Here is a 25,101-nt window from a genome sequence, read left to right on the forward strand (position 1 = left end):
TTGTGAATTTATTCAGTAAAATTACAGAAATTAGAATATTTCATCTTACAATAGCCAGATAAATACAAACTTGGATAAGAAATGGCAAGTGGCTTACTTTTATTACTAGATGATATTGCAACAATTTTAGATGATGTCGCTTTAATGAGCAAAATGGCAGCAAAGAAAACTGCTGGTGTTTTAGGAGATGATTTGGCCTTAAATGCACAACAGGTAACTGGTGTGCGCGCTGATCGTGAACTACCTATTGTGTGGAAAGTCGCTAAAGGTTCATTGGTTAATAAGCTTATTTTAGTACCTTTGGCTTTATTAATTAGTGTGATTGCTCCTTGGCTGATTAACCCGCTATTGATGCTAGGTGGCTTATTTTTATGTTATGAAGGTGTTGAAAAGGTTCTTCATACCATCATGCATAAAAAAGCTTCGACCTCTGAAGAAGCAGAAAAAGAGTTTAATAACGAAGAGTTAGATTTAGAAGCCTTTGAAAAAGAGAAAGTAAAAGGAGCTATTCGAACTGACTTTATTTTATCTGCTGAAATTGTTGTTATTTCTTTAGGTACGGTTGCTACTGCTGCTTTAATGACAAAAATAAGTGTGCTTAGCATTATTGCTGTTGTGATGACGCTAGGTGTTTATGGCTTGGTTGGTGTGATTGTTAAAATTGATGATTTAGGATTATATTTAACAAAACAAGCTGCTTCTTTCAAACAAACATTAGGGCGTGGATTACTTGCTTTTGCTCCTCTTTTGATGAAGTTACTTTCTATTGTTGGAACTATTGCAATGTTTTTAGTAGGTGGAGGGATTATTAACCATACGATTCCTTTACTTCATCATATTACTGAAGATACGGTCGATCATTTAGAAACTATACCTGCGGTCGGAAATATTATTGGTGCTTTAACACCAACATTGATGAACTTTGTGATAGGAATGATTGCCGGTGCAGTTGTATTACTTATCGTAAGTTTAATACAAAAAATTTGGCCTAAAAAAGCATCGAACTCTTGATGCCATTCTAAAATAAGAGGGAAATTATGCGTTGGAGAGATCGTAGAGTCAGTACCAATGTTGAGGACCGTCGAGGTGGGGGCGGTGTTAAAGCAGGTGGTATAAGTATTATTGGTTTGGTCGTAGCATTTGTTGCATGGAAATTTTTTGGCGTTGATCCACAAATGGCCTATCAGGCAACGCAGCAGGTTACTGCTTCACAACAATCAAATGAAACTGCACCGCAAACTTTGACACCTGAGCAAAAAGAAGCTTCAGATTTTGTTGGAACAGTATTAGCTGATACAGAAGATACCTGGACACCTATATTTAAACAGTTAGGTAAAACTTATACGCCACCAAAGTTGGTTTTATTTAGTGGAATGACTCGTTCAGGTTGTGGCACTGCTCAATCTGCAATGGGACCCTTTTATTGTCCGGCTGACCAGAAAGTTTATATTGATACTGAATTTTTTAAAGATATGCGTGAGCAAATGGGTATCTCGGGTGAGCAAAATAAATCAGAGCTCTCTCGCCAAGATCAGGCAGGTGATTTTGCACAAGCCTATGTTGTTGCGCATGAAGTAGGTCATCATGTTCAAACCTTGCTTGGTATTTCTTCCCAAGTGCAACAAGCTCGTTCGCAAGTCAGTCAGAAAGAAGGTAATCAGTTATCTGTTCGTCAAGAGTTACAAGCTGACTGTTTAGCAGGTATATGGGCAAATCATAATCAACAGCGTACTCAGTTTTTAGAGGCGGGCGATGTTGAAGAAGCAATGGATGCTGCTCAAAAAATTGGTGATGACTATTTACAAAAACGTGCAACAGGTCAAGTTGTGCCTGATAGTTTTACCCATGGCACCAGTGAGCAAAGGATGCATTGGTTTCAGGTGGGGTTAAAGTCAGGTAATATTAATCAATGCGATACTTTTAATAACTCTATTTGAACTACAAAGAGGAGTTTGCCATAGGTTCAGGTGAACTCATTTTTTATAATCTCTCTGATTCATAATTAATGTTAAGAAATTTAACTGATTGCTATAGTGCTTAGCGTAATTCGTTAAACTTATATTCTAACTTTTAACTGCTTGGGCACACATGAAGTGCCCATTTTTTCGCTCTGTTCAGTTTAGCTGTCTAGGTTTTTATTTGGTCATTGACCCAGAAGAAGGGTGTTCATGGGTAATTTTTTCTTATTACAAGCATTTACGGTTGTATTTGCCTTATCAATTGCAACCACAATATTCAATAAGCGTATTTTAGGCTTTCCTCAAGCGATTGGCGTACCTCTTGTTTCTGCAATTTTTGTCTTCATTTTGCAATGGGGCGCCAGTCTGTTAAATGGTAATCAGTTCATTAGCATTAATATTCATAATATTGAAAATGCAGTTCGAAATATTGATTTCTATGACTTTTTAATTAATGGCGTTATTTGTTTTATTCTGACATCTTCTGCACTTAAATTTAAAATTTCAGATTTAAGAAGTTATTGGAAACAGATTAGTATTTTAGCAACGATTGCACTCGTTATCTGTGCAGTATTGTTTGGTGGTTTACTTTATGGTTTCCAATTGTTGATTGGCCATCATGTACCAATATTGGTTCTTCTATTGTTAGGTGCTGCCTTGGGTGCAACAGACCCCATTGGTATTAAGGGCGTTTTAAGTTCGATACGGGCACCTCATCATCTTATTGTGAAATTAGAAGGCGAGTCTTTATTTAATGATGCGATGTGTATTGCATTATTTATGACACTGCTTAATGTTTTACAGGGTGAACATTTTTCATTAGTTGCAACGTTGGAAGCTTTACTTTATGAAATTGTGGTCGCCATTGGTATTGGATGGGCATTTGGTATAGGAACATTACGTCTATTACGTGGTAAGCACGAAATGGAATCCTTGATTTTAACGACGGCATTGCTGGCCAGTGGCGCATATCTGGTAGCTTTATTCGCCCATGCATCTGCACCAATTGCTTGTGTGATTGGGGGGTTAATTGTTGGAAATAAATGGAAAGAAATTCGTGAAGAACGTGAGATTAGAGAAGTTAACCATTTTTGGCATACAGTAGAAGGAATTATCAATTCATTCTTATTTACTTTAATTGGTCTTGAATTATTTATTCTAGATTTAAACTTTAGTCTGATTTTGGGTGGAATTGTTGCTTTCCTTATTCTGCATATTTCGCGTTTTGCGGCAAACTTTATGTCTTTTGCCTTCTTCCCAACAATGCGAAAGACCAAAAGTTACAATGGTAGTTTAACCATTTTATCTTGGGGAGGGGTTAGGGGAGGCATTTCACTTGCTTTAATTTTAGCAGTTGCAAATATTCCCGCGCTTAGCCCTTATAGTAGTATTCTCATTGGATACACCTTTATTAGTGTATTGTTATCTGGTGTAGTGTGTGGTCTGGGCTTACCAGCGGTAATGAATGCCTTTTATTACAATCCAAATGAAGAAAAGGAAGGGCTTAAAGGTTTTTACCAAAAACTATGTCATAAAATGAACCGCCGTGGTTTTCAATATGTAGTTGGAGAAGATGCCTTGGGAAGAGAAACAATTACAATCTTTAATCCAGACGTTATTGTTGATCAAAAAACTGAAGATGGTATTGCAACTATGCATGATCCAAATAAGTTACAAGAAGTAAAACGCTTTGAAAGCCCTGATAATTTTTAGAACAACTTAAAAGTATATTTAATTAGATTTAAAAAGTATGGCTTTAGTGTAATAGTAAAATATTCACTAGGGCCATTTTTTTTCTATATGTATCATTAATAATATATTTTATTTCATTGAGATATTAAAAGTTATTAAATAAAGATTAGAATTAAGATAATTTTCAATAATTAAAAGCTAAATTTGTTTTATATATAAAACATTTAATTTATGTTTATTTAAAATTATAAGAATAAGAACGAGAATTTTATTTATATAAAATTTGTATTAATTACTTTTTTTTCTTTGAGGACTTTAGTATTTGTTTTTTTTATTTTAAAGTGGTTAATGTAAAAATGATCACATTACTTAATGTTTTTAAGTTGTAGGTCAAAAACTCAAAAGCATTAAGTAAAAAATTATACATAAAATCATTCAAATCAATAATATAAAAGGAATATAGATATGCCTGAAATACAAATTATTGCCAAGGAAAGTCATGATACCTTGTCAACAATAAAAGGGACTTCAGCCAAACTCTCAGAAGCTTCGGTTGTAGTGGTAAAGGTAGCTGCTAGTGATGTATTAGTAGTGAATAGGGAGGGTACCAATGCAGTAATTCGTCTTAAAAATGGCGAAACTATTGTTATTGAAGGTTTCTTCAGTGGTACAGCTGAACCTGCGGACAATAGTCTTGTTTTTCAAGACCAAAATGGACAATTAATTTGGGCAAAATTTAAAGATGCTGAAAATGATGCAGATGCTGATAGTGATGCAGATGCGGATGCTGACAGTGATGTGGCACCGCAAGCACTTTTAGGTGAAGATTTACCAGCAGCATTGCCAGCAGAAGCTCCACAAGGATTAGTATCTGATGTTATTTATCAGCCTATTTCTTCAATTCAACCATTACTTTATCACGATGCTGGCTTGAACCCATGGTTGTTAGCAGCGATACCTTTGGTTGCTGGTGGTATTATTGCTGCTGCATCAAATAGTAGCAATGACTCTTCAACACCTTCAGATACTACGCCTCCAAACACAAATGGTGTTACTTTCTCAGTTGATCCTATTACTTCTGATAATGTTATTAATGGAACAGAGGCTGCTGGTAATATTACAATTACAGGCAGCTTAAAGAATATCCCAGCAGATGCAGTAAATACAGTCGTTACAGTAGTTGTTAACGGGGTAACATATACTGCAATTATCGATAAAGTAGCAGGTACATGGAGTGCAGTTGTACCAGGCAGTGGATTAATTGCAGATAGCGACAAAACGATTGATGCAAAAGTTACATTTACTGATGCAGCGGGTAATAGTAGCAATATCAATGAGTCAAAATCTTATACAGTAGATACTACAGCACCAGATGCACCAGTGATTGATCCGATCAATGCAAGTAATCCTGTCACAGGTACGGCTGAACCAGGTTCAACAGTGAAGGTAACTTTCCCGGATGGCAGTACAGCAACAGTTGTTGCAGGCCCTGATGGTAAATGGACAGTACCAAATCCAGGTGATCTCAAAGATGGTGATAAAATTACAGCAGTGGCAACTGACCCTGCAGGCAACCCATCAAATCCTTCAACTGGTACTGTAGATGCAGTTGCACCAACAGTAACTGTAACGACAGCACTAACCAATGACAGTACACCTGCATTAACAGGTACGGTAAACGATCCAACTGCGAAAGTTGTGGTGACGGTCGATGGTGTGAACTATCCAGCGACGAACAATGGTAATGGTACCTGGACGCTTGCAGACAATACGCTTCCTGCATTGACAGATGGTCCACATACGATCACTGTGACTGCAACCGATCCTGCAGGTAATGTGGGAACAACAAATGCGGTGGTGACAGTAGATACCACAGCACCAAATGCACCAGTGATTGATCCGATCAATGCAAGTAATCCTGTCACAGGTACGGCAGAACCAGGTTCAACAGTGAAGGTGACTTTCCCGGATGGCAGTACAGCAACAGTTGTTGCAGGCCCTGATGGTAAATGGACAGTACCAAATCCAGGTGATCTCAAAGATGGTGATAAAATTACAGCAGTGGCAACTGACCCTGCAGGCAACCCATCAAATCCTTCAACTGGTACTGTAGATGCAGTTGCACCAACAGTAACTGTAACGACAGCACTAACCAATGACAGTACACCTGCATTAACAGGTACGGTAAACGATCCAACTGCGAAAGTTGTGGTGACGGTCGATGGTGTGAACTATCCAGCGACGAACAATGGTAATGGTACCTGGACGCTTGCAGACAATACGCTTCCTGCATTGACAGATGGTCCACATACGATCACTGTGACTGCAACCGATCCTGCAGGTAATGTGGGAACAACAAATGCGGTGGTGACAGTAGATACCACAGCACCAAATGCACCAGTGATTGATCCGATCAATGCAAGTAATCCTGTCACAGGTACGGCAGAACCAGGTTCAACAGTGAAGGTGACTTTCCCGGATGGCAGTACAGCAACAGTTGTTGCAGGCCCTGATGGTAAATGGACAGTACCAAATCCAGGTGATCTCAAAGATGGTGATAAAATTACAGCAGTGGCAACTGACCCTGCAGGCAACCCATCAAATCCTTCAACTGGTACTGTAGATGCAGTTGCACCAACAGTAACTGTAACGACAGCACTAACCAATGACAGTACACCTGCATTAACAGGTACAGTAAACGATCCAACTGCGAAAGTTGTGGTGACTGTCGATGGTGTGAACTATCCAGCGACGAACAATGGTAATGGTACCTGGACACTTGCGGACAATACGCTCCCTACATTGACAGATGGTCCACATACGATCACTGTGACTGCAACTGATCCTGCAGGTAATGTGGGAACAACAAATGCGGTGGTGACAGTAGATACGACAGCACCAAATGCACCAGTGATTGATCCAATCAATGCAAGCAATCCTGTCACAGGTACGGCTGAACCAGGTTCAACAGTGAAGGTGACTTTCCCGGATGGCAGTACAGCAACAGTTGTTGCAGGCCCTGATGGTAAATGGACAGTACCAAATCCAGGTGACTTGACTGATGGTCAAACAGTGACTGCAACAGCCACTGATCCAGCAGGCAACCCGTCATTACCTGGTTCAGCAGTAGTAGATGCAGTTGCACCAACAGTCGCTGTAACGACAGCATTGACCAATGACAGTACACCTGCATTAACAGGCACAGTAAACGATCCAACTGCGAAAGTTGTGGTGACTGTCGATGGTGTGAACTATCCAGCGACGAACAATGGTGATGGTACCTGGACACTTGCGGACAATACGCTCCCTACATTGACAGATGGTCCACATACGATCACTGTGACTGCAACCGATCCTGCAGGTAATGTGGGAACAACAAATGCGGTGGTGACAGTAGATACGACAGCACCAAATGCACCAGTGATTGATCCGATCAATGCAAGTAATCCTGTCACAGGTACGGCAGAACCAGGTTCAACAGTGAAGGTGACTTTCCCGGATGGCAGTACAGCAACAGTTGTTGCAGGCCCTGATGGTAAATGGACAGTACCAAATCCAGGTGATCTCAAAGATGGTGATAAAATTACAGCAGTGGCAACTGACCCTGCAGGCAACCCATCAAATCCTTCAACTGGTACTGTAGATGCAGTTGCACCAACAGTAACTGTAACGACAGCATTAACCAATGACAGTACACCTGCATTAACAGGTACGGTAAACGATCCAACTGCGAAAGTTGTGGTGACTGTCGATGGTGTGAACTATCCAGCGACGAACAATGGTAATGGCACCTGGACGCTTGCAGACAATACGCTTCCTACATTGACAGATGGTCCACATACGATCACTGTGACTGCAACTGATCCTGCAGGTAATGTGGGAACAACAAATGCGGTGGTGACGGTAGATACCACAGCACCAAATGCACCAGTGATTGATCCAATCAATGCAAGCAATCCTGTCACAGGTACGGCTGAGCCAGGTTCAACAGTGAAGGTGACTTTCCCGGATGGCAGTACAGCAACAGTTGTTGCAGGCCCTGATGGTAAATGGACAGTACCAAATCCAGGTGACTTGACTGATGGTCAAACAGTGACTGCAACAGCGACTGATCCAGCAGGCAATCCGTCATTACCTGGTTCAGCAGTAGTAGATGCAGTTGCACCAACAGTAACTGTAACGATAGCATTGACCAATGACAGTACACCTGCATTAACAGGCACAGTAAACGATCCAACTGCGAAAGTTGTGGTGACTGTCGATGGTGTCAACTATCCAGCGACGAACAATGGTGATGGTACCTGGACACTTGCAGACAATACGCTTCCTGCATTGACAGATGGTCCACATACGATCACTGTGACTGCAACCGATCCTGCAGGTAATGTGGGAACAACAAATGCGGTGGTGACGGTAGATACCACAGCACCAAATGCACCAGTGATTGATCCGATCAATGCAAGTAATCCTGTCACAGGTACAGCTGAGCCAGGTTCAACAGTGAAGGTAACTTTCCCGGATGGCAGTACAGCAACAGTTGTTGCAGGCCCTGATGGTAAATGGACAGTAGCAAATCCAGGTGACTTGACTGATGGTCAAACAGTGACTGCAACAGCGACTGATCCAGCAGGCAATCCGTCATTACCTGGTTCAGCAGTAGTAGATACAATTGCACCAACAGTCGCTGTAACGACAGCATTGACTAATGACAGTACACCAGCATTAACAGGTACAGTGAATGACCCGACTGCGAAAGTTGTGGTGACTGTCGATGGTGTGAACTATCCAGCGACGAACAATGGTGATGGTACCTGGACACTTGCGGACAATACGCTTCCTACATTGACAGATGGTCCACATACGATCACTGTGACTGCAACCGATCCTGCAGGTAATGTGGGAACAACAAATGCGGTGGTGACGGTAGATACCACAGCACCAAATGCACCAGTGATTGATCCAATCAATGCAAGCAATCCTGTCACAGGTACGGCTGAGCCAGGTTCAACAGTGAAGGTGACTTTCCCGGATGGCAGTACAGCAACAGTTGTTGCAGGCCCTGATGGTAAATGGACAGTACCAAATCCAGGTGACTTGACTGATGGTCAAACAGTGACTGCAACAGCGACTGATCCAGCAGGCAATCCGTCATTACCTGGTTCAGCAGTAGTAGATGCAGTTGCACCAACAGTAACTGTAACGACAGCATTGACCAATGACAGTACACCTGCATTAACAGGTACAGTGAATGACCCGACTGCGAAAGTTGTAGTGACTGTCGATGGTGTGAACTATCCAGCGACGAACAATGGTAATGGTACCTGGACGCTTGCAGACAATACGCTTCCTACATTGACAGATGGTCCACATACGATCACTGTGACTGCAACCGATCCTGCAGGTAATGTGGGAACAACAAATGCGGTGGTGACAGTAGATACCACAGCACCAGTCGTTGCCTTGAATGATGTGTTAAGCAATGACAGTACACCTGCATTAACCGGTACAGTAACTGACCCGACCGCGACGGTGGTGGTAACTGTCGATGGTGTGAACTATCCAGCAACAAATAATGGTGATGGTACTTGGACACTTGCAGACAATACGCTTCCTGTATTGGCGGATGGCCCTCATACGGTTACTGTGACTGCAACCGATCCTGCAGGTAATGTGGGAACAACAAATGCGGTGGTGACGGTAGATACGACAGCACCAGTTGTTGCCTTGAATGATGTGTTAAGCAATGACAGCACACCTGCATTAACCGGTACAGTAACTGACCCGACCGCGACGGTGGTGGTAACTGTCGATGGTGTGAACTATCCAGCAACAAATAATGGTGATGGTACCTGGACGCTTGCAGACAATACGCTTCCTGCATTGACAGATGGTCCACATACGATCACTGTGACTGCAACCGATCCTGCAGGTAATGTAGGTACAGGTAGTGCAGTGTTGACGGTAGATACGACAGCACCAAATGCACCAGTGATTGATCCAATCAATGCAAGCAATCCTGTCACAGGTACGGCAGAACCAGGTTCAACAGTGAAGGTAACTTTCCCGGATGGCAGTACAGCAACAGTTGTTGCAGGCCCTGATGGTAAATGGACAGTACCAAATCCAGGTGACTTGACTGATGGTCAAACAGTGACTGCAACAGCGACTGATCCAGCAGGCAATCCGTCATTACCTGGTTCAGCAGTAGTAGATGCAATTGCACCAACAGTCGCTGTAACGACAGCATTGACTAATGACAGTACACCAGCATTAACAGGTACAGTGAATGACCCGACTGCGAAAGTTGTGGTGACTGTCGATGGTGTGAACTATCCAGCGACGAACAATGGTGATGGTACCTGGACACTTGCGGACAATACGCTTCCTACATTGACAGATGGTCCACATACGATCACTGTGACTGCAACCGATCCTGCAGGTAATGTGGGAACAACAAATGCGGTGGTGACGGTAGATACCACAGCACCAAATGCACCAGTGATTGATCCAATCAATGCAAGCAATCCTGTCACAGGTACGGCTGAGCCAGGTTCAACAGTGAAGGTGACTTTCCCGGATGGCAGTACAGCAACAGTTGTTGCAGGCCCTGATGGTAAATGGACAGTACCAAATCCAGGTGACTTGACTGATGGTCAAACAGTGACTGCAACAGCGACTGATCCAGCAGGCAATCCGTCATTACCTGGTTCAGCAGTAGTAGATGCAGTTGCACCAACAGTAACTGTAACGACAGCATTGACCAATGACAGTACACCTGCATTAACAGGTACAGTGAATGACCCGACTGCGAAAGTTGTAGTGACTGTCGATGGTGTGAACTATCCAGCGACGAACAATGGTAATGGTACCTGGACGCTTGCAGACAATACGCTTCCTACATTGACAGATGGTCCACATACGATCACTGTGACTGCAACCGATCCTGCAGGTAATGTGGGAACAACAAATGCGGTGGTGACAGTAGATACCACAGCACCAGTCGTTGCCTTGAATGATGTGTTAAGCAATGACAGTACACCTGCATTAACCGGTACAGTAACTGACCCGACCGCGACGGTGGTGGTAACTGTCGATGGTGTGAACTATCCAGCAACAAATAATGGTGATGGTACTTGGACACTTGCAGACAATACGCTTCCTGTATTGGCGGATGGCCCTCATACGGTTACTGTGACTGCAACCGATCCTGCAGGTAATGTGGGAACAACAAATGCGGTGGTGACGGTAGATACGACAGCACCAGTTGTTGCCTTGAATGATGTGTTAAGCAATGACAGCACACCTGCATTAACCGGTACAGTAACTGACCCGACCGCGACGGTGGTGGTAACTGTCGATGGTGTGAACTATCCAGCAACAAATAATGGTGATGGTACCTGGACGCTTGCAGACAATACGCTTCCTACATTGACAGATGGTCCACATACGATCACTGTGACTGCAACCGATCCTGCAGGTAATGTAGGTACAGGTAGTGCAGTGTTGACGGTAGATACGACAGCACCAGTTGTTGCCTTGAATGATGTGTTAAGCAATGACAGTACACCTGCATTAACCGGTACAGTAACTGACCCGACCGCGACGGTGGTGGTAACTGTCGATGGTGTGAACTATCCAGCAACAAATAATGGTGATGGTACTTGGACACTTGCAGACAATACGCTTCCGGTATTAGTGGATGGTCCTCATACGGTCACTGTGACTGCAACCGATCCTGCAGGTAATGTGGGAACAACAAATGCGGTGGTGACAGTAGATACGACAGCACCAGTCGTTGCCTTGAATGATGTGTTAAGTAATGACAGTACACCTGCATTAACCGGTACAGTAACTGACCCGACCGCGACGGTGGTGGTAACTGTTGATGGTGTGAACTATCCAGCGACGAACAATGGTGATGGTACCTGGACACTTGCAGACAATACGCTTCCGGTATTGGCGGATGGCCCTCATACGGTTACTGTGACTGCAACCGATCCTGCAGGTAATGTAGGTACAGGTAGTGCAGTGTTGACGGTAGATACGACAGCACCAGTCGTTGCCTTGAATGATGTGTTAACCAATGACAGTACACCTACATTAACCGGTACAGTAACTGACCCGACCGCGACGGTGGTGGTAACTGTCGATGGTGTGAACTATCCAGCGACGAACAATGGTGATGGTACCTGGACGCTTGCAGACAATACGCTTCCGGTATTGGCGGATGGCCCTCATACGGTTACTGTGACTGCAACAGATCCTGCAGGTAATGTGGGTACGGATAGTGCAGTGTTGACGATTGATACCATACCAGCGAACTTGCTGGGTGCGATTACCGTACCGGACGACCTGAACGGTGACGGCATCATCAATGCATCAGAACTTGGCGCAGACGGTAGCTTCGATGCCCGTGTAGCATTGGGTCCAGATGCAGCGGTGGGTACTGTCGTAAACGTTAACGGCACTGACTACACCGTGAGTGCAACTGACTTGACGAATGGCTATATCACCGCAGCGATTCCTGTAACAGCAGATGGTGCAATTACCATCCATGCTCAAGCGGTGGATGCGCAAGGTAATATCAGCAGCCCGACCGATGTCACTGTAACTGTAGATACAACTCCAGCGAACTTGCTGGGTGCGATTACCGTACCGGACGACCTGAACGGTGACGGCATCATCAATGCATCAGAACTTGGCGCAGACGGTAGCTTCAATGCCCGTGTAGCATTGGGTCCAGATGCAGCGGTGGGTACTGTCGTAAACGTTAACGGCACTGACTACACCGTGAGTGCAACTGACTTGACGAATGGCTATATCACCGCAGCGATTCCTGTAACAGCAGATGGTGCAATTACCATCCATGCTCAAGCGGTGGATGCGCAAGGGAACATCAGCAGCCCGACCGATGTCACTGTAACTGTAGATACAACTCCAGCGAACTTGCTGGGTGCGATTACCGTACCGGACGACCTGAACGGTGACGGCATCATCAATGCATCAGAACTTGGCGCAGACGGTAGCTTCAATGCCCGTGTAGCATTGGGTCCAGATGCAGCGGTGGGTACTGTCGTAAACGTTAACGGCACTGACTACACCGTGAGTGCAACTGACTTGACGAATGGCTATATCACCGCAGCGATTCCTGTAACAGCAGATGGTGCAATTACCATCCATGCTCAAGCGGTGGATGCGCAAGGGAACATCAGCAGCCCGACCGATGTCACTGTAACTGTAGATACAACTCCAGCGAACTTGCTGGGTGCGATTACCGTACCGGACGACCTGAACGGTGACGGCATCATCAATGCATCAGAACTTGGCGCAGACGGTAGCTTCAATGCCCGTGTAGTATTGGGTCCAGATGCAGCGGTGGGTACTGTCGTAAACGTTAACGGCACTGACTACACCGTGAGTGCAACTGACTTGACGAATGGCTATATCACCGCAGCGATTCCTGTAACAGCAGATGGTGCAATTACCATCCATGCTCAAGCGGTGGATGCGCAAGGGAACATCAGCAGCCCGACCGATGTCACTGTAACTGTAGATACAACTCCAGCGAACTTGCTGGGTGCGATTACCGTACCGGACGACCTGAACGGTGACGGCATCATCAATGCATCAGAACTTGGCGCAGACGGTAGCTTCAATGCCCGTGTAGTATTGGGTCCAGATGCAGCGGTGGGTACTGTCGTAAACGTTAACGGCACTGACTACACCGTGAGTGCAACTGACTTGACGAATGGCTATATCACCGCAGCGATTCCTGTAACAGCAGATGGTGCAATTACCATCCATGCTCAAGCGGTGGATGCGCAAGGGAACATCAGCAGCCCGACCGATGTCACTGTAACTGTAGATACAACTCCAGCGAACTTGCTGGGTGCGATTACCGTACCGGACGACCTGAACGGTGACGGCATCATCAATGCATCAGAACTTGGCGCAGACGGTAGCTTCAATGCCCGTGTAGCATTGGGTCCAGATGCAGCGGTGGGTACTGTCGTAAACGTTAACGGCACTGACTACACCGTGAGTGCAACTGACTTGACGAATGGCTATATCACCGCAGCGATTCCTGTAACAGCAGATGGTGCAATTACCATCCATGCTCAAGCGGTGGATGCGCAAGGGAACATCAGCAGCCCGACCGATGTCACTGTAACTGTAGATACAACTCCAGCGAACTTGCTGGGTGCGATTACCGTACCGGACGACCTGAACGGTGACGGCATCATCAATGCATCAGAACTTGGCGCAGACGGTAGCTTCAATGCCCGTGTAGTATTGGGTCCAGATGCAGCGGTGGGTACTGTCGTAAACGTTAACGGCACTGACTACACCGTGAGTGCAACTGACTTGACGAATGGCTATATCACCGCAGCGATTCCTGTAACAGCAGATGGTGCAATTACCATCCATGCTCAAGCGGTGGATGCGCAAGGGAACATCAGCAGCCCGACCGATGTCACTGTAACTGTAGATACAACTCCAGCGAACTTGCTGGGTGCGATTACCGTACCGGACGACCTGAACGGTGACGGCATCATCAATGCATCAGAACTTGGCGCAGACGGTAGCTTCAATGCCCGTGTAGCATTGGGTCCAGATGCAGCGGTGGGTACTGTCGTAAACGTTAACGGCACTGACTACACCGTGAGTGCAACTGACTTGACGAATGGCTATATCACCGCAGCGATTCCTGTAACAGCAGATGGTGCAATTACCATCCATGCTCAAGCGGTGGATGCGCAAGGGAACATCAGCAGCCCGACCGATGTCACTGTAACTGTAGATACAACTCCAGCGAACTTGCTGGGTGCGATTACCGTACCGGACGACCTGAACGGTGACGGCATCATCAATGCATCAGAACTTGGCGCAGACGGTAGCTTCAATGCCCGTGTAGCATTGGGTCCAGATGCAGCGGTGGGTACTGTCGTAAACGTTAACGGCACTGACTACACCGTGAGTGCAACTGACTTGACGAATGGCTATATCACCGCAGCGATTCCTGTAACAGCAGATGGTGCAATTACCATCCATGCTCAAGCGGTGGATGCGCAAGGGAACATCAGCAGCCCGACCGATGTCACTGTAACTGTAGATACAACTCCAGCGAACTTGCTGGGTGCGATTACCGTACCGGACGACCTGAACGGTGACGGCATCATCAATGCATCAGAACTTGGCGCAGACGGTAGCTTCAATGCCCGTGTAGCATTGGGTCCAGATGCAGCGGTGGGTACTGTCGTAAACGTTAACGGCACTGACTACACCGTGAGTGCAACTGACTTGACGAATGGCTATATCACCGCAGCGATTCCTGTAACAGCAGATGGTGCAATTACCATCCATGCTCAAGCGGTGGATGCGCAAGGGAACATCAGCAGCCCGACCGATGTCACTGTAACTGTAGATACAACTCCAGCGAACTTGCTGGGTGCGATTACCGTACCGGACGACCTGAACGGTGACGGCATCATCAATGCATCAGAACTTGGCGCAGACGGTAGCTTCAATGCCCGTGTAGCATTGGGTCCAGATGCAGCGGTGGGTACTGTCGTAAACGTTAACGGCACTGACTACACCGTGAGTGCAACTGACTTGACGAATGGCTATATCACCGCAGCGATTCCTGTAACAGCAGATGGTGCAATTACCATCCATGCTCAAGCGGTGGATGCGCAAGGGAACATCAGCAGCCCGACCGATGTCACTGTAACTGTAGATACAACTCCAGCGAACTTGCTGGGTGCGATTACCGTACCGGACGACCTGAACGGTGACGGCATCATCAATGCATCAGAACTTGGCGCAGACGGTAGCTTCAATGCCCGTGTAGCATTGGGTCCAGATGCAGCGGTGGGTACTGTCGTAAACGTTAACGGCACTGACTACACCGTGAGTGCAACTGACTTGACGAATGGCTATATCACCGCAGCGATTCCTGTAACAGCAGATGGTGCAATTACCATCCATGCTCAAGCGGTGGATGCGCAAGGGAACATCAGCAGCCCGACCGATGTCACTGTAACTGTAGATACAACTCCAGCGAACTTGCTGGGTGCGATTACCGTACCGGACGACCTGAACGGTGACGGCATCATCAATGCATCAGAACTTGGCGCAGACGGTAGCTTCAATGCCCGTGTAGTATTGGGTCCAGATGCAGCGGTGGGTACTGTCGTAAACGTTAACGGCACTGACTACACCGTGAGTGCAACTGACTTGACGAATGGCTATATCACCGCAGCGATTCCTGTAACAGCAGATGGTGCAATTACCATCCATGCTCAAGCGGTGGATGCGCAAGGGAACATCAGCAGCCCGACCGATGTCACTGTAACTGTAGATACAACTCCAGCGAACTTGCTGGGTGCGATTACCGTACCGGACGACCTGAACGGTGACGGCATCATCAATGCATCAGAACTTGGCGCAGACGGTAGCTTCAATGCCCGTGTAGTATTGGGTCCAGATGCAGCGGTGGGTACTGTCGTAAACGTTAACGGCACTGACTACACCGTGAGTGCAACTGACTTGACGAATGGCTATATCACCGCAGCGATTCCTGTAACAGCAGATGGTGCAATTACCATCCATGCTCAAGCGGTGGATGCGCAAGGGAACATCAGCAGCCCGACCGATGTCACTGTAACTGTAGATACAACTCCAGCGAACTTGCTGGGTGCGATTACCGTACCGGACGACCTGAACGGTGACGGCATCATCAATGCATCAGAACTTGGCGCAGACGGTAGCTTCAATGCCCGTGTAGTATTGGGTCCAGATGCAGCGGTGGGTACTGTCGTAAACGTTAACGGCACTGACTACACCGTGAGTGCAACTGACTTGACGAATGGCTATATCACCGCAGCGATTCCTGTAACAGCAGATGGTGCAATTACCATCCATGCTCAAGCGGTGGATGCGCAAGGGAACATCAGCAGCCCGACCGATGTCACTGTAACTGTAGATACAACTCCAGCGAACTTGCTGGGTGCGATTACCGTACCGGACGACCTGAACGGTGACGGCATCATCAATGCATCAGAACTTGGCGCAGACGGTAGCTTCAATGCCCGTGTAGTATTGGGTCCAGATGCAGCGGTGGGTACTGTCGTAAACGTTAACGGCACTGACTACACCGTGAGTGCAACTGACTTGACGAATGGCTATATCACCGCAGCGATTCCTGTAACAGCAGATGGTGCAATTACCATCCATGCTCAAGCGGTGGATGCGCAAGGGAACATCAGCAGCCCGACCGATGTCACTGTAACTGTAGATACAACTCCAGCGAACTTGCTGGGTGCGATTACCGTACCGGACGACCTGAACGGTGACGGCATCATCAATGCATCAGAACTTGGCGCAGACGGTAGCTTCAATGCCCGTGTAGTATTGGGTCCAGATGCAGCGGTGGGTACTGTCGTAAACGTTAACGGCACTGACTACACCGTGAGTGCAACTGACTTGACGAATGGCTATATCACCGCAGCGATTCCTGTAACAGCAGATGGTGCAATTACCATCCATGCTCAAGCGGTGGATGCGCAAGGGAACATCAGCAGCCCGACCGATGTCACTGTAACTGTAGATACAACTCCAGCGAACTTGCTGGGTGCGATTACCGTACCGGACGACCTGAACGGTGACGGCATCATCAATGCATCAGAACTTGGCGCAGACGGTAGCTTCAATGCCCGTGTAGTATTGGGTCCAGATGCAGCGGTGGGTACTGTCGTAAACGTTAACGGCACTGACTACACCGTGAGTGCAACTGACTTGACGAATGGCTATATCACCGCAGCGATTCCTGTAACAGCAGATGGTGCAATTACCATCCATGCTCAAGCGGTGGATGCGCAAGGGAACATCAGCAGCCCGACCGATGTGACGGTGACTGTGGATAATACATTACCGACGCTTGCGATTAGCGCAAGTGACTTGAACTTAGCGGCAGGTGAAAGCACCACAGTGACCTTCACCTTCAGTGAAGCAGTAACTGGCTTTGATGCAAGTGACGTAACCTTGGCGGGTGGTACTTTGGCTGGTTTAGCAAGTACCGATGGTGGTAAGACCTGGACAGCGACCTTTACTCAAGACGGTACAGCAACACCACCAAGCTTGAGTGTAGCAAATGGTACTTATACTGACCTTGCAGGTAACCCGGGTTCAGGTGCGAGTCTTGCAGGCTTAACGGCCGACATTACGCCACCGACCCTTGCGATCAGTGCGACTGACTTGAACCTTGCAGCGGGCGAAAGCACCACAGTGACCTTCACCTTCAGTGAACCGGTGACTGGCTTTGATGCAACTGATGTGGCAGTGGCGGGCGGTACGCTGACTGGCTTGACGACCACTGATGGTGTGACTTGGACAGCGACCTTTACTCAAGACGGTACAGCAACACCACCGAGCTTGAGTGTAGCAAACGGTACTTATACTGACCTTGCAGGTAATCCGGGTTCAGGTGCGAGTCTTGCAGGCTTAACAGCCGACATTACGCCACCGACCTTGGCGATTAGTGCAAGTGACCTGAACCTTGCAGCGGGTGAAACCACTACAGTGACCTTCACCTTCAGTGAACCGGTGACTGGCTTTGATGCAACTGATGTGGCAGTGGCGGGTGGTACTTTGGCTGGTTTAGCAAGTACCGATGGTGGTAAGACCTGGACAGCGACCTTTACCCAAGACGGCACAGCAACACCACCGAGCTTGAGTGTAGCAAACGGTACTTATACTGACCTTGCAGGTAATCCGGGTTCAGGTGCGAGTCTTGCAGGCTTAACTGCGGACATTACGCCACCGACCCTTGCGATTAGTGCAAGTGACTTGAATCTATCCGTAGGTGAAAGCACCACAGTGACCTTCACCTTCAGTGAACCGGTGACTGGCTTTGATGCCAGTGATGTAAGCTTGACGGGTGGTACTTTGGCTGGTTTAGCAAGTACCGATGGTGGTAAGACTTGGACAGCAACCTTTACTCAAGATGGTACTTCGACACTACCGAGCTTGAGTGTTGCAAACGGTACTTATACCGACCTTGCAGGTAACCCGGGTTCAGGTGCTAATCTGGCTGGCCTTGTTCTGGTACCAACAATTACTGCACATGATAATGTGGATAGTGTAGCTATAGACATTGTTCCATTAACGACAACGGGTATTAATGCTGGTTCTGCAACTTATCTAGCATTGATAGGTGTAACTGAGAATCTCAACGTATCGCTTTTAGGTACTCCGAGTGTGAGTTTCAATATTGCCGCTGGACATACTTCAGATGCAACGATTAGCTATGGAGCTTTACTCAGTTTATCTTTGCTTAACGACTATAAAATAGTCTTGCAAAAACAAGCACCGGATGGTTCGTGGCAGAATGTTGCAGGTGACGCGAGTACTGGATTAATTAACGTCGGAATACTCGGCGGTAATGGATTTGGTGCGACTATCACAGACTTAGCAAGTGGTTCTTATAGAGCATTTATGGTCTATACCGGTGTAGGTGTAGGATTGTTAGGTACAATGAGTGTGGTTCGCGATGATTATAACCACACAGTAGTACCTACATATACTGCAGCAACAGTAAGCGGTAATGTGCTTACAGATGATGATTCTGCTATATATGGTCCTTCGTATACTCCAGATACCATCACTGGAACGACTGTAGTATCTACAGTAGTGGGTGAACAAGTAGGTGCGGTAACCACAACTATTGGTTCTTCTACTCCAGTAACTGGCGCTTACGGAACACTCACGATTTCTGCGAATGGTTCGTATAGCTACACACCGACTGCCAACCCTGCAAACATTGGCAAAGTAGATAGCTTTACTTACACAATTAAAGACCCAGCAACGGGTGCTACAAGTACAGCTGTATTACACATACAGATTGGATCACCTGATGTAAGTATTACTTGGAATACTGCAAGTCCTGGAACGGATGGTATTACCCAAGTTATTGCAAATGCAGATCAGGCTATTGCAAATGTTGACTTTAGTAACTCAACAGATACACCTGTAGATGTTCCAAGTCCGAATATATCAATCAACTTGATTGGTTCGACTTCTGTACTTTCTAATACTTTCACCGTTGCAGCAGGAGACTTAGTCGATGTACAGGTTGCTGCGACTTATGCTAACCAGCCATTACTAAGTGCATTACCAACGGTAAGTTATGTTGTTCAGCAGTTGGTTGGAGCAACATGGGTTAACACAACCTATACTGGTTCGGCGACAGCACTTGCGAGTGTAGGTGGTATTAGTCTCGGAACGGTAGCATTCCAAGATGCTGTTGAGCATTTAGGTGCTGGTACATACCGTGTTCAATATACGTTGACTGCAGTAACACTTGGTACAACCACTTTGGATACCCAAGTAACGACTACTACAACGCACTTGAACAATTACTCATCTGACTGGGTTCATGGCAATATTCTGCATGGCGACACAATTGGTGGAGTTGCGGACAGTGGTACATTTACTGCTGATGGTGTCAAACTTTATGTTCAAAATAGTGTTGGCACTTATGTTGAAGCTACCGGACAAGCCGTCACTACGACAAATGGCACACTTGTGATCAATTCGAATGGTGATTATGAATACCGTGCTAATACTTCATCATTAACATTGGCTCATCCAACCGATACGATTAACTATAAGTTAGTAGCAGCAAATGGTGCTGAGTCGTTCTCAACATTGACGGTTAATCTGACGACTACCGATTACAATACCCATGTACTCAGTACATCAGCAAATGACACGTTTAATACTGATAATGGCACGATCGGCTTTGGTTCAGATACATTGATTTACCATGTGTTAGACGGAAGTACTGCTACTGCTAACAATGGTGCAAGTACAGGTGGTAATGGTGTAGATACTTGGACTAATTTCCATGTGGGTAATGTTGCTACAGATTCTCAAGCTGATTTGATTGATATCAGAGGCTTATTAGATGGAGCACAAACGTCTGCTAATATTGGTGAATATTTGAATGTTACTGTAAGTAATGGTAATACCACTATTCAAATTGACCGTGATGGGTTAACTGGTGTGTTATTCCCTACAAATAACTTTACTAATCTATTAGTTTTACAAGGCGTTACGACCAGTGAAACTGAGTTACTTAATAATGGTCAAATTATCTACTAATAGATAATTAACCAAATAAAAAAGAGAACCCTAGGGTTCTCTTTTTTTTTATGTTTAAACAATACGTTAACTTAGCTTTTAGAGAGTTCATGCTATGATGTATTGAAAATTTTATAGAACAACAAATAACGAATAGGGATTTAATTCGAGTGTCGGTATTTCTAGACTTTAAAAGACAACTTAAGCTTTGGTTGGAACATTTCGTTCAGCATGTTTCAGACCTTCCAGAAGAAACAATTTTGTTTATATCATTTGGTCCTAAAGATCAAAGATGTAGTGTCTGGCATACCGAAAAGACAGCTTTTTCACAAGCTACTATAGAATTACTCGATTTTATTGATAGACAGTTTTCTCCAGATCAACTTCCAGACTATATAAAAATTGATGTTGCGTACAACCTAGAAAAACAAAGTTGGAGTCAAATAGAACAACTTGTTCATCATCAATTTCATAATAATCATTACCGCAGAGGAATTGCACTTGATGAAGCATGTTCAGTGGTTTTTCTGGAGCAAGAGATCTATGGAAAAGCAATTATTCGAGGTTTGAGTTATGACAAACCTAATTTTTTTGATGAAATCAATTTGAACTATGCGATTAAGCAAAAATATAACGCTACTAAGCCACAAATTAGACTACAAGAGCTACAAGATGTTTGGACTTTCGATACCTATGCAACTTTTTATGAAAATGGACAATTCATTAATTTAGCAAGCCGTTATGATGCAAATGGTATTAGAGCTATTGCGACCAACAAGAAGCAGCATTTTAGAGAGCTCATTGAGAAAAATGCAGCGTTTTTGCACAGTCAGATTCAAGAAAATGGCAAATTCATTTATGGTTATTTTCCTGCTTTTGATCGTGATATCCGTAGCTATAATACGGTACGTCATTGCACATCACTTTATGCACTATTAGAAACGTTCGAAATACAAGATAAACCTGAATATTTGCCTAAAATAATAAGTGCCATGCAATATGCACTTACTAGCTTTTATAAAGAAAAAGACTCTACAACTGCTTTTATGATTGATGGTAAAGAAGGGGAGTTTGAAATTAAACTAGGTGCAAACGCAGCAGCTATTTTAATGTTAACGAAATATCAGGAAATTACCCAAAAGTCTGAATATTTAAAATATGCAGAAAAACTTGCAAATGGTATTTTAAAATTAGTTGATTCAGATGGATTAACTACCCATGTGTTAAATTATCCAGACTATAATTTAAAAGAAAAGTTTAGAATTATTTATTACGATGGCGAAGCAGCATTAGCTTTATTAAGGTTATATCAAATAAATCAGGATAAAAGATTATTAGAAACAGTTAAATTAATGTTTGAAAATTTTATTCATAAAAGATATGAAAAATATCATGATCATTGGTTAAGTTATTGTACCAATGAACTTACAAAAATATGTCCTGAAGAAAAATATTTTATTTTTGGTTTAAATAATTATTTAAAACATTTTATTTTTATAAGAAATAGAAAGACAACTTATGCCACTTTATTAGAAATGCTCATGGCTGCTTATAAAATGGTAAATCGATTAAAAGAGCAAGGCCATCAAGAGCTTCTTGAACAAGCTTATATGTCAGAGCTAAAAAAACTCATTAAATTTCGGGCTGAATTCCAAACTACGGGTTTTTTCTATCCAGAAATGGCGATGTATATGGATCGTCCAGATAAAATATTACATGCTTTTTATGTGCGACATGATCGCTTTAGAGTAAGAATAGATGACCAAGAACATAACTTATCAGGCTATATAGCCTACGTAAAAGATTTCGAAGGAGATGAGGTATGACTTACTCTCTTTTTGAAATTAAGTTATTGGCGCCTCTAGATCATACTAACTTCGATAATGCGGTTTGGAAATTTGAAGTTGATGAAGATGTTTCAACTTTATTGCTTATTGATTATGCATTGGAGCAATTTCAACAAAAAAACATCGAAGCAAATAAAACCTATGTTGTATCTGAGCAAAAGCCTAAGCAACTTGGTGAACAAAATTTAGGTTTAGAAAAAAATGAATCTTATACATTTGTCGAGCTCTTACAATTTTTAATTTTTACTCATGCAAATGATGTTAAAGATGCCTTAAGCAATATACTGTTTGATTCCGTTGAGCAAGCCCAATTGATTTTGTCTCAAAGAGCAGAGAACTATCACTTATCTTTAAATTCCTCTAATCAATTAAAAAATCTATTTTTGTTGGCAAAAAATATTTATAACTATCCAGCCGAGCTAAAAAATTTTTTCTTTATTAAAAACCTTTCTTTTAAAAATAAAGTATATCAACCGATTACACCTTTAATTGCTCATCCAGTGCTAACCTCGGTTTTATATATCTCCCATCAATTTAGAAAAATTTATATCACTTATCTTGAAGATAACCAGAGCATTGGCTTTTTCTCTTTTTTAGATGACATTCACCGTCTCGAGCATTTGGTTCCTTATTATCACTGTTTCCAAGAAGAGCACGTAAAGGCGAAGAATTGTACTTCACAGACTGGGATTATTAATATTCTTGGAGATACTTATTTCGGTGAAATGTATACCGAAAAGCGTAAGTCAAGAGGGCAAACAGATGCTCTACAACAATATGGATATCACTTTTCATTTAAAAAAATACAGCCATTTTTAGGTAAAAATGACATAAATATAGCTAACTTTGAAGCTGTCTTTTCTCTAGAAAACCAATCACTATTAAAAGATAAAAAGCCATTCATTCTAAAAGCTGATGCTAAAAAAACATTAGAAGAATTTAAAAGCATTCATCTAAATTATTTGGTGTTAGCAAATAATCATCTCAAAGATTATGGTGATGAAGGGCTTACCTATACATTACAACAATTGGACGAGACTAATGTTTCCTATATTGGTGCTGGGCACAACCAAAAAGACGCTCACAATTACTTTGAAATAGTTTTTGAAAATAAGCACTATGCGATTTTTAATGGTTATTGGCATAGAGACACTGCTTATTTGGATTATGACTTTTATGCGCTAGGGTCAAGAAGTGGAGTCGCTTGTTTAAACGGTGTCTTACTTGAGCAAATAGTTTTTTATAAACAGGCTCATCCTAAAAATAAAATTATTGTTATTTGTCATTGGGGAGTCGACTTTAAACCTCCTACAAAAGAGCAAATTAAACTTGCTGGTATTCTTACACAGGCTGGGGCTGACCTAATTATTGGTCATGGTGCTCATACTATTCAGCCAATTCAGCTTATCAACCAAAAGCCAGTGGTGTTGGGTATCGGCAATGCTGTATTTAATAGTGATGGAGAATATGAGCAGCATCATTCTTTGCCATTTGGCTGTATTGCCAGAATAGATTTAACAAAGGATTTGCTTCGACTTTATCCAATTTATACCAATAACTTACAAACATTCTGGCAGCCATATCCGGTAGATATTAATGACTTCTCAAAGGCCAGTACTTACATGACATCTTTACTGACCTCTGAACGCTACATTACTACCCAAGATAACTTAGGATGGTATGTTGAGATCAAATTTTAAGGATATTGCTGATAACTCGATAAAATTGTTTGAAGCTGTGATGGGGTAAAACCTAAGTTTCTTAGACCACCACTACCCAATTTACATTCAGCACTAGCCATAATATTGGTTGGTGTGGTTTTTGTAGCATTAGGAGCACAAACATGTTTCAAGCCGAAAGCGTGGCCCATTTCATGAATACTACCTGCTTGTATATTATAATTTAATCTATTCCAGTCTAATAAAATAAAAGGCTTTCCATTATTACGGAATGTTCGGCTCGTAATATCATTAAACTCTAACTTTTTTGAATAAGCATCGTATATAAAGACAATCACTTCTTTACTTGTTGTACGTTTAGGAAAGCATGCATTGACGCTTGCAGGCATAGATCCTATAGAAATAGGGCGAGGTTGATTTATTTCATTACCAAGTTGGCAGTGCAATTTTGAAAAATCTTGATAAGAGATATAACGATTTAACTTAAAATTAAATATTTTGTTTCCTTGGTCATCTAAATAATATTTATTCAAAATACCAACTTCTTTTCGCATTTGTGCAAGGTTGTCGAAACGTGCAGCAGAAGGATTGTTGGTTGTAAAAACGAAAGTGACTGGAACTACAGGCCTATTATTAGCAGGTTCTTCTATCAATGGCTCTGGCTTTAGTTGAGGAGAAGTGGTTGTACAAGAGGCACAAAGAAGTGTTCCTGTAATCATCAATAAGGTTTTTTTCATATTCATCGCATTGTCTCTGCATATTATTCTAAAGTGATTTAAAGTA

At 43.8% G+C, this 25,101-nt stretch carries 7 protein-coding genes; 6 read left to right on the plus strand and 1 reads right to left on the minus strand.

The genetic code is table 11. The annotated features are described in order from the left end of the window. Positions 1–81: 81 nt before the first annotated feature. From I8T81_RS04070 to I8T81_RS04095, 6 genes are all read left to right on the plus strand, one after another. Positions 82–1,011 (plus strand): DUF808 domain-containing protein, encoded by a 930-nt coding sequence (locus I8T81_RS04070; RefSeq protein ID WP_019457178.1) that lies wholly within the window; start codon positions 82–84, stop codon positions 1,009–1,011. A 26-nt stretch (positions 1,012–1,037) separates the two neighbouring features. Further along, a complete protein-coding gene (gene ypfJ, locus I8T81_RS04075; RefSeq protein WP_198072164.1) occupies positions 1,038–1,937 on the plus strand; it encodes a KPN_02809 family neutral zinc metallopeptidase in 900 nt (299 codons plus the stop codon). A gap of 231 nt (positions 1,938–2,168) precedes the next feature. Next, positions 2,169–3,671 (plus strand): cation:proton antiporter, encoded by a 1,503-nt coding sequence (locus I8T81_RS04080; RefSeq protein ID WP_004705905.1) that lies wholly within the window; start codon positions 2,169–2,171, stop codon positions 3,669–3,671. 444 nt (positions 3,672–4,115) lie between these two features. Further along, positions 4,116–20,813: a BapA/Bap/LapF family large adhesin gene (locus I8T81_RS04085; RefSeq protein WP_198072165.1), complete on the plus strand. Its 16,698-nt coding sequence runs from the start codon at positions 4,116–4,118 to the stop codon at positions 20,811–20,813. A gap of 149 nt (positions 20,814–20,962) precedes the next feature. After that, on the plus strand, positions 20,963–22,618 hold the full coding sequence (locus tag I8T81_RS04090) for a glycoside hydrolase family protein (RefSeq protein WP_198072166.1): 1,656 nt from the start codon (positions 20,963–20,965) through the stop codon (positions 22,616–22,618). Further along, the gene (locus I8T81_RS04095) at positions 22,615–24,339 is read left to right on the plus strand and encodes a CapA family protein (protein WP_198072167.1); all 1,725 of its coding nucleotides are present in this window, start codon (positions 22,615–22,617) and stop codon (positions 24,337–24,339) included. The genes I8T81_RS04090 and I8T81_RS04095 overlap by 4 nt, the downstream gene beginning before the upstream one ends. Here I8T81_RS04095 and I8T81_RS04100 read toward each other — a convergent pair. Beyond that, positions 24,336–25,055 carry a zinc metalloprotease gene (locus I8T81_RS04100; protein ID WP_198072168.1) on the minus strand — a complete coding sequence of 240 codons (720 nt, stop codon included), beginning with the start codon at positions 25,053–25,055 and terminating at the stop codon, positions 24,336–24,338. The genes I8T81_RS04095 and I8T81_RS04100 overlap by 4 nt on opposite strands. Positions 25,056–25,101: the final 46 nt, after the last annotated feature.

This window comes from Acinetobacter seifertii, from assembly GCF_016064815.1.
Lineage (GTDB): Bacteria > Pseudomonadota > Gammaproteobacteria > Pseudomonadales > Moraxellaceae > Acinetobacter > Acinetobacter seifertii.